Source organism: Pseudomonas sp. CYM-20-01, from assembly GCF_023169845.1.
GTDB lineage: Bacteria > Pseudomonadota > Gammaproteobacteria > Pseudomonadales > Pseudomonadaceae > Aquipseudomonas > Aquipseudomonas azotoformans.
This window is the reverse complement of sequence record NZ_AP025169.1, coordinates 3,933,842-3,946,863: the sequence shown is the minus strand read 5'-3', so window position 1 is coordinate 3,946,863 and position 13,022 is coordinate 3,933,842. Positions and strand designations below refer to the sequence as shown.

Annotated in this window: 14 protein-coding genes; 5 read left to right on the top strand and 9 right to left on the bottom strand. The window is 59.5% G+C overall.

Annotated elements, in window-relative coordinates:
* Positions 1-38: 38 nt before the first annotated feature.
* Positions 39-1,796 carry a phosphoethanolamine transferase CptA gene (locus M2497_RS17515; RefSeq protein ID WP_248481950.1) on the bottom strand — a complete coding sequence of 586 codons (1,758 nt, stop codon included), beginning with the start codon at positions 1,794-1,796 and terminating at the stop codon, positions 39-41.
* A gap of 161 nt (positions 1,797-1,957) precedes the next feature.
* On the bottom strand, positions 1,958-2,137 hold the full coding sequence (locus M2497_RS17510; protein WP_255337132.1) for a DUF6026 family protein: 180 nt from the start codon (positions 2,135-2,137) through the stop codon (positions 1,958-1,960).
* Positions 2,138-2,406: 269 nt separating this feature from the next.
* Here M2497_RS17510 and gnd point away from each other — a divergent pair, with 269 nt between their 5' ends.
* The 4 genes from gnd (at position 2,407) to M2497_RS17490 (ending at position 6,109) form a co-directional block, all read left to right on the top strand.
* A complete protein-coding gene (gene gnd, locus M2497_RS17505; RefSeq protein ID WP_248481948.1) occupies positions 2,407-3,390 on the top strand; it encodes a phosphogluconate dehydrogenase (NAD(+)-dependent, decarboxylating) in 984 nt (327 codons plus the stop codon).
* Positions 3,387-4,910, top strand: coding sequence for a glucose-6-phosphate dehydrogenase (zwf, locus tag M2497_RS17500; protein ID WP_248481947.1), 1,524 nt, complete (start codon positions 3,387-3,389; stop codon positions 4,908-4,910). The genes gnd and zwf overlap by 4 nt, the downstream gene beginning before the upstream one ends.
* The gene (locus M2497_RS17495) at positions 4,907-5,740 is read left to right on the top strand and encodes an HAD family hydrolase (RefSeq protein WP_248481946.1); all 834 of its coding nucleotides are present in this window, start codon (positions 4,907-4,909) and stop codon (positions 5,738-5,740) included. The genes zwf and M2497_RS17495 overlap by 4 nt, the downstream gene beginning before the upstream one ends.
* Before the next feature lie 153 nt (positions 5,741-5,893).
* The gene (locus M2497_RS17490) at positions 5,894-6,109 is read left to right on the top strand and encodes a hypothetical protein (protein WP_248481945.1); all 216 of its coding nucleotides are present in this window, start codon (positions 5,894-5,896) and stop codon (positions 6,107-6,109) included.
* A 1-nt stretch (position 6,110) separates the two neighbouring features.
* Here M2497_RS17490 and M2497_RS17485 read toward each other — a convergent pair whose 3' ends face one another.
* Positions 6,111-6,371 (bottom strand): hypothetical protein, encoded by a 261-nt coding sequence (locus tag M2497_RS17485; protein WP_058424885.1) that lies wholly within the window; start codon positions 6,369-6,371, stop codon positions 6,111-6,113.
* A 343-nt stretch (positions 6,372-6,714) separates the two neighbouring features.
* Here M2497_RS17485 and M2497_RS17480 point away from each other — a divergent pair, with 343 nt between their 5' ends.
* Complete coding sequence (locus tag M2497_RS17480; RefSeq protein ID WP_248481944.1) at positions 6,715-8,040, top strand: sigma-54 dependent transcriptional regulator; 1,326 nt, start codon at positions 6,715-6,717, stop codon at positions 8,038-8,040.
* 153 nt (positions 8,041-8,193) lie between these two features.
* Here M2497_RS17480 and M2497_RS17475 read toward each other — a convergent pair whose 3' ends face one another.
* From M2497_RS17475 to M2497_RS17450, 6 genes are all read right to left on the bottom strand, one after another.
* Positions 8,194-9,495: a hypothetical protein gene (locus M2497_RS17475; protein ID WP_248481943.1), complete on the bottom strand. Its 1,302-nt coding sequence runs from the start codon at positions 9,493-9,495 to the stop codon at positions 8,194-8,196.
* Between the two features lie 49 nt (positions 9,496-9,544).
* Positions 9,545-10,288, bottom strand: coding sequence for a hypothetical protein (locus tag M2497_RS17470; protein WP_058424882.1), 744 nt, complete (start codon positions 10,286-10,288; stop codon positions 9,545-9,547).
* Positions 10,289-10,326: 38 nt separating this feature from the next.
* A complete protein-coding gene (locus tag M2497_RS17465; RefSeq protein WP_058424881.1) occupies positions 10,327-11,007 on the bottom strand; it encodes a C39 family peptidase in 681 nt (226 codons plus the stop codon).
* 61 nt (positions 11,008-11,068) lie between these two features.
* Positions 11,069-11,815 (bottom strand): hypothetical protein, encoded by a 747-nt coding sequence (locus M2497_RS17460; RefSeq protein ID WP_248481942.1) that lies wholly within the window; start codon positions 11,813-11,815, stop codon positions 11,069-11,071.
* A 67-nt stretch (positions 11,816-11,882) separates the two neighbouring features.
* Positions 11,883-12,434, bottom strand: coding sequence for an adhesin (locus M2497_RS17455; RefSeq protein WP_248481940.1), 552 nt, complete (start codon positions 12,432-12,434; stop codon positions 11,883-11,885).
* Positions 12,431-12,892 carry a hypothetical protein gene (locus M2497_RS17450; protein ID WP_058424878.1) on the bottom strand — a complete coding sequence of 154 codons (462 nt, stop codon included), beginning with the start codon at positions 12,890-12,892 and terminating at the stop codon, positions 12,431-12,433. Before M2497_RS17450 ends, M2497_RS17455 begins: the two co-directional genes overlap by 4 nt.
* Between the last annotated feature and the right edge of the window lie 130 nt (positions 12,893-13,022).

Here is a 13,022-nt window from a genome sequence, read left to right as displayed (position 1 = left end):
AACTTTAGGCTTAAACGAGAATGATTGTTATCTTTCTGTTACAAGGCCGGTTTTTCCTGCAGCACCACGTCGGTCGGGTTGGCCTTTTTCGGCTTGATCAGGCTGAAGTCGATCAGGGGCTTTTGTTGGCGCTCGTAAGGGTTGCCAATCATCCGCGGGCGCGGTGTGAAGCTGTCACTCACCAGGCTTTTTGTACGGTCCAGTTCATTGAAGCTAAGACCGGCCAGATCAGCCCAGGTGTGAATCAACTGCGAGCTGGAGTAGGGCCGTTGCAAGTCACCGGCGAAGCTCCAGTCGTGGGTTTCGCGCCATTTCGGTGAGGCATAGGCCATGAACGGAATGGTGTACATCGGCGCTGTCGGCTTGCCTTCGTTACGTCCCAGGGTGGTGTGGCCAATCGAGTCGAAGACATCTTCGCCATGGTCCGACAGGTACAGCAGGAAGCCGTTCGGATCGGTCTTGGCGTAGTCCTTGATCAGGCTTGACACCACGAAGTCGTTGTACAACACCGCATTGTCGTAGCTGTTGTAGGTGGGTAACTGGTCGTCGCTGATGCCCGCGGGCACGCCCTGGCGGTCGGTGAATTTGTCGAAGGTTGGCGGGTAGCGGTACTGGTAGCTCATGTGGGTACCCAGCAAATGCACCACGATGAACTTGCGCTCGGCCGGATCGGCCAGGGCCTTGGAAAACGGCGCCAGCACGTCGCCATCGTATTGGCGGGCGTTCTGGTTGCGGTTGTTGTTCAGGTACACCTGCTCGTCGGCCTGTTCGGAAAAGGTCGTGAGCATGGTGTTGCGCTTGGTCATGGTCTGCTGGTTGGTGATCCAGTAGGTCTTGTAGCCGGCCTGTTTCATCACGCTGACGATGGACGGCGTCTTCAGGTACAGGTCGGGGTTTTCTTCGTCGGCGAAGGTCAGCACCTGTTGCAACGCCTCGATGGTGTAGGGGCGCGGGGTGATGACGTTGTCGAACACCGCCAGTTGGTCACGCAGTTTGTCCAGCTCCGGCGTGGTGTTGCGCGGGTAGCCGTAGAGGCTCATGCGCTGGCGGTTGGTGGACTCGCCGATCACCAGCACCAGGGTCGACGGTTGGCCGGCCATGGTGTCCTTGAGGTTGGTCAGGGGCGGGATCTGGCTGGCGCTGTCGAGCATGCCTTGCATGTTGTCCAGTTGCTCGGTGTAGCGGCGGTAGGCGACGATCATCTGCCACGGCACGGCCGGTTCGATACGGGTTTCAAAGCGATCGATGGCCTGTTCCATGTTGTCGCTGGTGGCGATCTGCTTGACCAGCGGATAACCCACCACCGCCAGCACAATCGCTGCCGCCGCCAGCATCGACTGGCCGCGAGGCAGGTAGACCGGGCGCAGCCGCGTCCACAGGAAGACGGCGAAGGCGGTATGGGCGATGAACGCCAACACGATCCACCAGGCAAAATACTGGGTGGCGTATTCGCCGGCTTCCGAGATGTTCGACTCGAACATGATGAAGATGACGCTTTGGGAGAATTCCTGCTGGTAGATGAAGAAATAACCCAGGCTGGCCATGGAACACGCCCACAGCACCACGCCGATCAAGGCGGCGAGCAGTCGTGTACGGCGGGGGAACAGCAGCATGGGCGCAAGCCACAGTGCACTCATGAAGAAGGCTTGGCGAAAACCACTGAAACCGGAAGTCCCAGTCAACTGGATCAGCAGTTGGGTAATGCCCGAGAAGTACCAGAAAAACAGGAACAGCCAGCCAAGGCCGGCCCAATCAAAGCCTTTCGCAGACGTGGTGCTGCGTTTGAACATCGCCATCCAGCGCTCCAACCCGTTGATGTTTCAGTTGACGCGCAGTGCTGCACGCAACAGAAGCCACCCTTGCATGGGGTGGCCCTTGGGGGCTGGAGTATCGGGAGAGGCATGTGAAAACTTTGTGAGATTTTTGTAGCGGTTATCTTACAAAGCGATGACGGGGCTCAGCAGAGCGCGGGTTGTGCACCGGCGGGCTGGTCCAATTGGGCCTGGATGATATGGGCACGCAGGCGCAGGACTTCCTGCTGCAGCTGTTCGCGCTCGTCTTTCAACTGGCGCAACTCGTCGCGACGGATAGTGACGTAGAGGGTCTGTGGCGGACGTGTCATCTGTGCAGTGCTCATTGCTTACCTCGCAAATAGCCGGTGTGTCGCGGTTTGCCAGAACGCTTGAGTCGAGGTTCTCGGCAGCAGTCAGGGCAATTCTGAATTCTTTTTGCAGGCAATGGAACTTTTTTATTTTTGATGGTCGTGTGACTTTTTGTGCCGTGATGCTGAAACGATGGCAACTTTTTTCCATGAAACTAGCGGTATCCGCGCTGGACTAACCCTCATTAGCCGCATTGCGCTATAAACTATGTCACACATTTTTTAGTAGTTAGGAGCATCAGCACATGCAACTGGGGATTATCGGACTAGGCCGCATGGGCGGGAATATTGCACGGCGCCTGATGCTCAATGGGCATACCACCGTTGTTTACGACCGTAACGAAGCATTTGTAAAAGGCCTGAGCGAAGAGGGCGCCACCGGCGTTTCCGACCTCAAGGCCCTGGTTTCCGGGCTGCAAAAGCCACGCACCGTGTGGGTCATGTTGCCGGCGGGCGCGCCCACCGAAGACACCATCAACGAATTGAGTACGCTGCTGGAAGACGGTGATGCAATCATCGACGGTGGCAACACCAACTATAAGGACGACGTGCGCCGGGCCAAGGCCCTGGCGGCAAAGGGCCTGCACTATGTCGACGTCGGCACCTCAGGCGGCGTCTGGGGCCTGGAGCGCGGCTATTGCATGATGATCGGTGGCGACGCCGAGACCGTGCAGCGCCTTGACCCTATCTTCAAGAGCCTGGCCCCGGGCCTTGGCAATATCCCGCGTACCAAGGACCGTTCCGCCAGCGCCGACCCGCGTGCCGAGCAGGGTTACATCCACGCAGGCCCTGCCGGTTCCGGGCACTTCGTGAAGATGATCCACAATGGCATCGAGTACGGGATGATGCAGGCGTTTGCCGAAGGGTTCGACATCCTCAAGACCAAGAATTCGGAAAACCTGCCCGAAGACCAGCGTTTCGACCTCAACGTCGCTGACATCGCCGAAGTCTGGCGCCGTGGCAGTGTGGTCTCGTCCTGGCTGCTGGACCTGACCGCCGACGCCCTGGCCACCGACCCGAAGCTCGACGGCTACTCAGGCTCGGTGGCCGACAGTGGCGAAGGCCGCTGGACCATCGAAGCCGCCTTGGAACAAGCCGTGCCGGTGCCAGTACTGTCCACTTCGCTGTTCGCCCGCTTCCGTTCGCGCCAGCAGAGCACTTACGGTGACAAAATGCTCTCTGCCATGCGCTTCGGCTTTGGTGGTCACGTGGAGACTTCCAAAAAATGACCGCCAACGGCAAGAAACCCAAGGCCGAACCCGCTCCGCCCACCACCCTGTTTCTGTTTGGTGCCCATGGTGATCTTGTCAAGCGCCTGCTGATGCCGGCGCTGTACAACCTCAGCCGTGATGGCCTGCTGGGCGATGGCTTGCGCATTGTCGGCGTGGATCACAATGCGATCAGCGACGCCGACTTCGCCAAGAAACTCGAAGACTTCATCCGCACCGAAGCGGCGAGCAAGGTCAAGGGCAATGCCGATAACGCTCTCGACCCAGCGTTGTGGGCGCAACTGGCCAAGGGCATCAGCTACGTCGAGGGCGACTTCCTCCACGACAGCACCTACGCCGACATCGGCCAGAAGATTGCCGACAGTGGCACTGGTAACGCGGTGTTCTACCTGGCCACCGCGCCGCGCTTCTTCAGTGAAGTGGTGCAACGCCTGGGCAGTGCCGGCCTGCTGACGGAAACCGACGACAGCTTCCGGCGCGTGGTCATCGAGAAGCCCTTCGGCTCCGACCTGGCCACCGCCGAGGCGCTGAACGCCAGCCTGCTCAAGGTGATGAGCGAGAAGCAGATCTACCGTATTGACCATTACCTGGGCAAGGAAACGGTGCAGAACATCCTGATCAGCCGTTTCTCCAACGTGCTGTTCGAGGCGTTCTGGAACAACCATTACATCGACCACGTGCAAATCACCGCCGCCGAGACCGTCGGCGTTGAAACCCGGGGCAATTTCTTCGAAAAAACCGGCACCCTGCGCGACATGGTGCCCAACCACCTGTTCCAGTTGCTGGCGATGGTGGCCATGGAGCCGCCCGCAGCCTTTGGTGCCGACGCCGTACGTGGTGAAAAAGCCAAGGTGATCGGTGCCGTGCGGCCCTGGTCCCTGGAGGATGCGCGGGCCAATTCGGTACGCGGGCAGTACACCGCCGGTGAAATCGGTGGCAAATCACTGCCGGGCTACCGTGAAGAACCCAACGTAGCGCCTGACAGCAGCACCGAGACCTTCGTCGCCCTGAAGGTAATGATCGACAACTGGCGCTGGGTCGGCGTGCCGTTCTACCTGCGCACCGGCAAGCGCATGAGCGTGCGCGACACCGAAATCGTGATCTGCTTCAAGCCAGCACCTTATGCACAATTCCGTGACACCGAGGTCGACGAGCTCAAGCCCACCTACCTTAAAATCCAGATCCAGCCGAATGAAGGCATGTGGTTCGATTTGCTGGCGAAAAAGCCCGGGCCGACCCTGGACATGGCCAATATCCAGTTGGGTTTTGCCTACAAGGACTTCTTCGAAATGCAGCCGTCGACCGGGTACGAAACCCTGATCTACGACTGCATGACCGGCGACCAGACCTTGTTCCAGCGTGCCGACAACATCGAGAACGGCTGGCGTGCGGTGCAGCCCTTCCTGGATGCGTGGAAGGAAGACGACGGCATCCAGGCCTACAAGGCCGGTGAAGACGGCCCGGCTGCCGCCGACGCGTTGCTGGCCCGTGATGGCCGCACGTGGCACAGCCTCGGATGAGTGATGCAGCGATTCACCCCATCCGTTTTATCCTCAGTGACGTGGACGGCACCTTGCTGCACCCGGACCACCACCTCAGCCAGCGCACCGCCGACGCGGTGCGTGCGCTGCGTGACGCCGGGGTGTTTTTCAGCCTGGCCAGCGGGCGTCCGCCCAAGGCCATGCTGCATCTGATCGAAACGTTCGGTATCGATGTGCCGGTGGCGGGCTTCAACGGCGGTACGCTGATCAACCCGGATGGCAGCATCCTGGTTGCCCACCATTTGCCGGCGGAAGCGGCGCTGGTCACCCTGGCGCTGTTTTCAGGCGAGCCGGACGTGGAAGTGTGGGTGTTTGCCGACGGTGACTGGCTGCGTCGCCATCCGCCCGGGCCGATGGTGCAGCGCGAAGCTGATGGCCTCGGCTACGGGCCGGTGGTGGTGGAGAGTTTCGAGCCCTACCTGGATCGGATCGACAAGATCGTCGCGGCGAGCAACAACACCCAGCGGCTGGTCGAGCTGGAAGCGCAGTTGCAACCCAAGGTACAGGGGCTGGCACACGTGTCGCGCTCACAACCGGTTTATCTGGATGTGACGGCGATGTTGGCCAACAAGGGTGAAGCCCTGAAGACCCTGGCTGCACACCTGGGCATACCACTGGAGCAGACCGCGGCGATCGGCGATGGTGGCAATGACCCGGCGATGTTTGAAGTGGCCGGGTTGTCGATTGCCATGGGGCAGGCGGAGGAAACCGTCAAGCGTCAAGCCAGTGTGGTCACCGGCAGTAACCTCGAGGATGGCGCCGCCGAGGCGATCGAGCGGTTTATCCTGGCCGGCTGCAACATACGCTAGACAGTTACAGCGATAAGGCAATGCAGTACGCCAACAATGGACGCTGAATTCTGCGCCCCACACCTCGGGGCGTTGACTTTGCCGCATGGCCTTCATGTCATGAGGTTGCCTTGCGGGTGATGGTACGTCTGTTGATTCTGGAGTTCGAGGTGCGTGAAAAGTCCACGAGCCGGTCGCTGCACGGATATCGATTACCACTTTATCCGTGGACACCTCAAACGCTATGCCGAGCGCAACATCGGCTACGCGAAGTTAAAGGACTACGCCTCTAACCGGGAACTTCTGATCAATGTTCTGCGCTCGAACATTGATCACGAAGTTGCCGAAACGGTGTTCTTTAGCGAAGACGTCAGCTCAACGGTGCGCTGAGTTACTTCGGCATGGCCCAGGCTTGCAACTGATAGCCGCTCTTGTCCAACTCGGCACGCGCCTGCAACAGCAAGTCTTCAAGTTGTGCGGGGTTGGAATAAGTGCGCGCATCCAGTTGCCGGCTGCCGATACGGGTATTGGTGCGGTCGATGACGCTCAGGCTCAGGGCGCCATTGCCGTCATGCCAGGCCACGCACTGAAAGGGTTGGAAAGCACGGTCTGCGATCAAAAGAGCTTCGTTGATGCGGAGCGGGGCGTTCATGTGGGTCGTCTCTCTAAATGCCCATTCAAGTGATTGCCGGCGGTTGGGCTGACCGTGCGGCGGGTTACTTGTACTGATGCACGATGGCGGGGTACGGGTCACATGTTAGAGCAACTATTTTAAACTTTTAGTGATTGACGTCATGTAAGCGGCTGTTTTGAAAGCTGAATGAAAGTTTCGGCATAGCCCAACTTTTCGGCAAAGGCGCGCAGAAGTGGCTTTTTGCCCCGACTTATAGCGAAACGGTACAAGCGGTGCGTCAAGACCTTGCTAGTGTTAGCCGCAGGCGTCACAAACCGTTGTTTCTAAATAACTTTAACAATTTTGACGCCAAGGAACAGTCATGGGTGTGCCCCCCGTTCAACGTCGGTTGCTAGTGGTTGATCCCTGTGACGATTGCCACGACCTGCTGCCCGGTTTGCGCACGGCCGGCTGGGCGGTCGACAGTTGCCCATTGGAGGCGGTTGGCGAGCGGTCCTGCGATGTTGGCCTGTTACGCTTGCAACCCTCCCACTTGGAGCGCCCCGAAGCGGTCAAGGAGTTGATCGGCCGCAGCGGCACCGAGTGGATTGCCGTCCTCAGCCCGGATGTACTGCGCCTGCAGAACGTGGGTGATTTTGTCTGCGAGTGGTTTTTCGACTTCCACACCTTGCCCTTCGACGTGGCCCGGGTGCAGGTCACCTTGGGCCGTGCCTTCGGCATGGCGCGCCTGCGCGGCAAGGGCCACACCCTGGTGGATGAGCCGGAGCATGAGCTGCTGGGTGACAGCCGGGCAATCCGTGAGCTGCGCAAACTACTATCAAAGCTGGCGCCCACCGAATCACCGGTGTTGATCCGTGGTGACAGCGGCACGGGTAAAGAGCTGGTGGCCAAGACGTTGCATCGTCAATCCCAGCGGCATGCCAAGCCCTTTGTTGCGATCAACTGCGGGGCGATCCCGGAACACCTGATCCAATCCGAGTTGTTCGGCCATGAAAAGGGCGCGTTTACCGGCGCCCATCAGCGCAAGGTCGGGCGCATTGAAGCGGCTCACGGCGGCACGCTGTTCCTGGATGAGATCGGCGATTTGCCGATGGAGCTGCAAGCCAACCTGCTGCGCTTCCTTCAAGAAAAACAGATCGAGCGCGTCGGCGGCAGCCAGCCCATTCCCGTGGATGTGCGGGTGTTGGCCGCGACCCACGTCGACCTGGAGGCCGCAGTCGAAAGGGGCGCTTTTCGCGAAGACTTGTATTACCGGCTCAACGTCCTGCAAGTGGTGACGGCGCCGTTGCGTGAGCGTCATGGTGACGTGGCGATGCTGGCCAACCACTTTTCGCGCTTTTACAGCCAGGAGACGGGTCGCCGCCCGCGCAGTTTCAGCGAGAGCGCCCTGGTGGCCATGGCGAAGCACGCCTGGCCGGGCAATGTGCGCGAGCTGGCCAACCGCGTGCGCCGTGGCCTGGTGCTGGCTGAAGGGCGCCAGATCGAGGCCGTTGATCTGGGATTGCAGGCTGAACAGGCAGTTTCGCCGCCGATGGCTACACTGGAAGACTACAAGCACCGCGCCGAACGCCAGGCGCTGTGCGATGTGCTCGACCGGCACAGCGACAACCTGAGTGTCGCGGCCCGTGTGCTGGGGGTTTCCCGGCCGACGTTCTACCGGTTGCTGCACAAACACCAGATCCGCTAGGGCGGGTAAACCGAAAAGCCCCGCAACGACCCTTATCGTTGCGGGGCTTTTCCTTGTGTGCTGTAGCGAGCGGGCTCGCCGTGGTAAGGCGGCTTGCTGTGGCGAGCGGGCTTGCCCCGCGTTGGGCTGCGAAGCAGCCCCCCCCGGCTCTCCCTAAAAGTAATACGGAAACTTCAAGCTAAACGTAAAATCCGGCGCATCATCCGTCATCCCGATCGCCAGGTTCGGCACGATCGTCAGGTTATCCGACGCCGCAATGGTCATGCCCACGTTGAAGTAACCGGCGTTGGCATCGCTGGACACCACCGACTGCCAATCCCCACCGTTAGGCTTGAGCTTGCTCTTGCGTTGCACCAGGTCGGAGACCGAGAACGACATACTCATCTTCTCGTTCAGGGCGAACGCCACGCCCACACCGAATTGGAAGCTGTCGCCCAGGCTGACCTTGCCGCCGACTTTCTGGTTGACGTCGCTGCTGATGTCGTCAAACGACTCTTGAAAGTTGTGGGTGTAGGAGAACGAACCAAACAGCACCGCAGGGTCGAACGTCTTGACCAGCGAGATACCTGGCGTAACCGACCACACGCCATTACCGGTGGGCAGGTTTTCCGGCACATACAGGTTGTCGTTGGCGGTTGACCTGACCAGCTTGATGCCAAACGGTTCTTTACCCGTTGGCGCCTTGACGCGCAGCGACACCACCGCATCCGGCAGGGTGGGGGTTTCGTCGAGGAACTTGTAGGCCACCCCGAAGTTGACGTCGCCGATGGTCGGGTCACGGCTCACGGATTCTTCCGAGGTGGCGTTGGCGTTGTTGCCGGCGCCGCCGGACTGATAAGTCGACTCGCGGTAAACCACCGGCACGTTCACATCGAACTGCCAACGGTTATCGACGTTGTAACGCCCCGTCAGGTCCAGGGTCCAGTTGTCCGACTTGATTCGGTCCAGGTTGATATTACCCAGGAAGATCGAGTCCAGCGCCAGGAAGCCGTTGAGCGTGAGCTGGCGCGCATCGTAACGCGCATACGTGATCCCGGTTTCAAAGCTGAATTTGCCGTTACCGAAGAAGCCGCTGGCCTCGTTATAGAGGTTGCTCACGCTTTGCGCAGGCGCTGAATCGTCCTTGAGCGACTGCCCATAGGAACTGCCGCCGCCTGCACCGCCGGATGCCGCTGCCGCTCCCGTGCCAGCCACCGTGGCACCGCTGGCTTTCTGAAAGTCCGCCGGGGATTTGGCCAGGCGTTTGGGTGCTGGCGTCGCCGGCGTGTCCTCGACCTGGCGCACCCGTTGCTCCAACACCGCCAGGGCTTTTTGCTGCACTTCGTACCGCTGCTTGAGCTCCAGAAGTTCCTGTTTGAGGGTCTCGATATCGGCGTCTGGCGCGGCATACAACATGGATGCGGGCAAGAGCGTACTTAAACAGACCACCGCACGTAGCGATAACGATCGATGCATGAAATAAGCCGTCCTTTTCTAATGCGAAAGTGTCGAGGGTCAGCGTAGTTCAATAACCGAGAGTGCGTAGGCCTTTGAGTTGATCCAGGTTGCAGTTCAACGCGGGGTTGTTCAATCCGTTATTCATTACCACGTTGAGCTGGGTCATGTTGTTGACGAAGTTGTTGTTGCCGGTCAGTACCGTGCCTTGCAGCACCTGGCCGCCACCAATCTGCTGGAGGCTGTTGCCTTGGTTATGATTGGCCTGGATCGCCATCTGCAAGCCGCCATTGTTGGCCGAGACGCTCACCCGGCCTGCCGCGCTGTCGCCGGTGACAGTACCGCCGGCCACCAGCACCTGCCCCGATTGCGCGGCATTGGAAGGCGCAAAGCCGTTTTCAGTGACGTTGATCCCGACATTGTTGTAGGCGGTGTTTTTGTCGCCGGCAGCGCGCACGCTCTGGGTCACGCCTGTGCCGGTGCCCAGGCCGGCGCCTCCGGTGACGTTACCGGTGCCGGTGCTCGGGTTGGTGCCATTCCCGGTCGAGCCGGTGGTCTGCACGTAGAACTGTGGCGTAATGGTCGATGAGTCGACTTGCATGCTGGCCTTGCCGGTGAGGGTGTCGCCCACGGCATTGGTCCAGGTGCTGCTCATGACAATACCGAAGCTGATGATCCGCCCCGGCATCACATAACGGCCGCGCAACTCGGCCATTTCCGAATCCTTGAGTTCGATCGGCTTGAATGCCGATGAAGCATAAGCGGGCATTGAGGCTGCCAGACACAAGACCGTCAGCCAACGGGAAGTGTTCATCTGCTGCTCCTGGAGCGTCCTGCCCCTTATTGCGCTTCTTAGAAGAAGTCGCTCTGGATGAAACCGAAATCCATCAGCTCGGCATCTTTTACAGGATGGAATTTGTCCAGCTGGTTCTTCGCGGTGAGCGGTGTGGGCGGGTCGAGCAAGGCATTGGCCTTGTCGTAGCCTTCACCCAGCACGGCGAACACGATGCCGTTCCAACCCTTGACGAAGTCGTCGCGCGAATAGCGCTTGTGGCCCAGCACCGGGTCGCCGATATAGACCCAGTCCTTGTCGGCGCGCTGCAACACCACGAAGTGCTTGTAGCCACGAATCTCCAGCAGCACCACCACGGGGATTTTCACGGTCACCAGGGTGTCCGGCGAAATCTTGTAGCCCCGGGCCCGCATGCCGATGCTTTCGAGGTAGCGCTTCATGTCCAGCATGGAAAAACCCTGGGTGCGAACCAGGTCCTGGTCTGCATTGACCAGCATGCCTTTGATCACGTGGTCTTCGTCGACGTCGAGCCAATAGCCCTGGCGCAGGATGGTGGCGAGTGCCGCGGCACCGCAGCTGAAATCGGTTTTCTGTTCCACCAGGTTGGCGAAGCGGCGTTCGCGGATGCTCTCGACCTTCTTGTAGATGACTGCACCACCAGGCATGGCGGAAATCGCCATGGTGCCTGCCCAGGTCGGGCCGGTGAGCAGCATCAAGAGGGTGAGGGTCGTGAGGCGCATGATCGTCTGACCTAATGGACACTGGAATAAAAAAGGGCCTTGTTGCCAAGGCCCCGTTGGATCAGAAGCGCACGCCGCTGCTGCAAACGCTGCAGCCTTGGCCTACAGACAGGCTGTTGCTGGCTTGGTTGCCTGCACCGGATTGCAGGTTCACACCGATGTTGCCGGAGTTGTTGTTGATCGAGTTATCGGCACTGGCGTTGTTCGACACATATTGAGGTTTGCCGCCGTGATGGCCGTACCCGGTAGCGGCGGTATTGAGGTAGTTGTTGGCGAGCGAGTTTTGTTCGGTATTGGCAGCCGCTGCGATGTTTTTGCCATCAGCCGTGGTGATTGCCAGGTTGTTTTTACCCTGGTTGCCTTGACCGGCTTGACCGTTGTAACCCACGTTGCCGGAGTTACGGTTCACGGAGTTATCCAGGGAGGCGTTGTTCTGGGTGCCTTTGTTGACGAAGTTGTTCAGTGCGCTGTTTTGATTCACATCGACCACAGCGAACACAGTTGCAAAGTCGCCTTTGGCGCTGGAGATGGCGCCAGAGTTATCGGCCTGGTTGCCACTGCCGGCCTGAATGTTGACGCCGGCGTTACCGCTGTTGCCGTTTACCGAATTATCGGCAGAGGCGTTGTTTTCGGTCTTGGTGTCGTCGTATTTGTTGCCAATGCTGTTTTGCACATCGGTCACGACAGAGGCAACCACGCCAGTTGGTTGAGGCGCTGGATGCCAGCCACCGCCACCTGCTTGAGCTGCAGCAGCCATGAGTGCGGCGAGCGCGAAAACCATTGGTTTCAGAGCCATTTGAGGTTTCATGGTGTTTCTCCTTGCTTCTAATTAGTTGGTTAAGTGTTGGTACGGTCTAGCTAGTGCTACCAAGCTGTTACTTGATAGTGATGCCCAGGGTGTTAGCCACTCGGTTCCCCACCCCGGCACTCTGGTTCACCTGTATCACTCCTCGGCTGCCGGTGAAGGCCTGGTCGCTTGTCACGACCTGGCGGCTGCCAGTGGTGGGGGTGAGCCCTGAGTCGGTTGCCAGCGTCGTCGTGTTCTGTTGCAACAGGACGCTGTCGTCGATGGCTTGCGGGCCAGGATTGACGCTGATCCGCACGGCATTGACTAATTGGTTATTGGCCCCGGCGGACTGGTTGACGCCCAACATGCCGTTGCCATTGGTAAAAGAAGTACCCTCGATCGCCGCCTTGGCGTTCAGGGCAGGATCGACCTTGCCGTCCATCCTCTGGATATTGCCGGTGGTGGCCTGGCCGCCCAGCGTGACAGCGCGGTTGTTCGCTGTTTGCTGCTGGTTGCCCGCCGCCTGGTTGATCATCAGGTTGCCGGTGTAGTCCTTGCCGCTGTTGTTGATCACGGCGTTGTTGTCGGCCATCGCCACGGCGCTGCCCAGCAGGGCCAGAATGAACAGGGAGCGTTTCATGGTTTGCCCCCCAGCATGCCGCCCAAATTGTTCAGGGGCGCCATGCCGCGCTGAATCGAATCGCTGATCTGCCCACCCATGCTGCCGCTGCCGCCCGAGCGGCTGGCTGCTGCGCCTGCGCCCAGCGTGGACATGCCGTTTTGCGTGGCACTCAAGCCGGTGAGGTTGCTGTTGGGCTGGAGGGCGGTGCGAGTGATGCCCAGGCCACTGCTGACGCCGCCGAAGTCACGGTCGCTCAACTCGCCCGACAGGGCGCTGTTGATTTCTCGGCTGGGATTGGCGTTGGCGGTCTGGGGGTAAGGATCCGGGCCAAAGGAGGAGCGACCATACATATGACCCTGTACGTCGCGGCCCGTCACGATCACACCATCACCTGCCAGGGCTGGAAGACTGATACTGGCGCTGAGTACACAGCTGGCCAGCAGTACGTTCATCGAACCTTGAGTGAGTGTGATCACGGCGGCATTCCTTATTCTTCACGCTGACCCTAAACAGCGTTGTCAGGGAAAGAGCAGAACCCGTGCCGCTTTTGATTTATTACTGTTTTTCAAAGGCTTGCGATAACTGCAAGGCATAATGATGGCCTTG

Coding starts and splice junctions, on each gene's coding strand:
- M2497_RS17470 (WP_058424882.1), bottom strand. CDS start 10,288: ATGAACACTTCCCGTTGGCTGACGGTCTTGTGTCTGGCAGCCTCAATG.
- M2497_RS17480 (WP_248481944.1), top strand. CDS start 6,715: ATGGGTGTGCCCCCCGTTCAACGTCGGTTGCTAGTGGTTGATCCCTGT.
- M2497_RS17465 (WP_058424881.1), bottom strand. CDS start 11,007: ATGCGCCTCACGACCCTCACCCTCTTGATGCTGCTCACCGGCCCGACC.
- M2497_RS17510 (WP_255337132.1), bottom strand. CDS start 2,137: ATGAGCACTGCACAGATGACACGTCCGCCACAGACCCTCTACGTCACT.
- M2497_RS17460 (WP_248481942.1), bottom strand. CDS start 11,815: ATGAAACCTCAAATGGCTCTGAAACCAATGGTTTTCGCGCTCGCCGCA.
- M2497_RS17455 (WP_248481940.1), bottom strand. CDS start 12,434: ATGAAACGCTCCCTGTTCATTCTGGCCCTGCTGGGCAGCGCCGTGGCG.
- M2497_RS17485 (WP_058424885.1), bottom strand. CDS start 6,371: ATGAACGCCCCGCTCCGCATCAACGAAGCTCTTTTGATCGCAGACCGT.
- zwf (WP_248481947.1), top strand. CDS start 3,387: ATGACCGCCAACGGCAAGAAACCCAAGGCCGAACCCGCTCCGCCCACC.
- M2497_RS17475 (WP_248481943.1), bottom strand. CDS start 9,495: ATGCATCGATCGTTATCGCTACGTGCGGTGGTCTGTTTAAGTACGCTC.
- gnd (WP_248481948.1), top strand. CDS start 2,407: ATGCAACTGGGGATTATCGGACTAGGCCGCATGGGCGGGAATATTGCA.
- M2497_RS17495 (WP_248481946.1), top strand. CDS start 4,907: ATGAGTGATGCAGCGATTCACCCCATCCGTTTTATCCTCAGTGACGTG.
- M2497_RS17515 (WP_248481950.1), bottom strand. CDS start 1,796: ATGGCGATGTTCAAACGCAGCACCACGTCTGCGAAAGGCTTTGATTGG.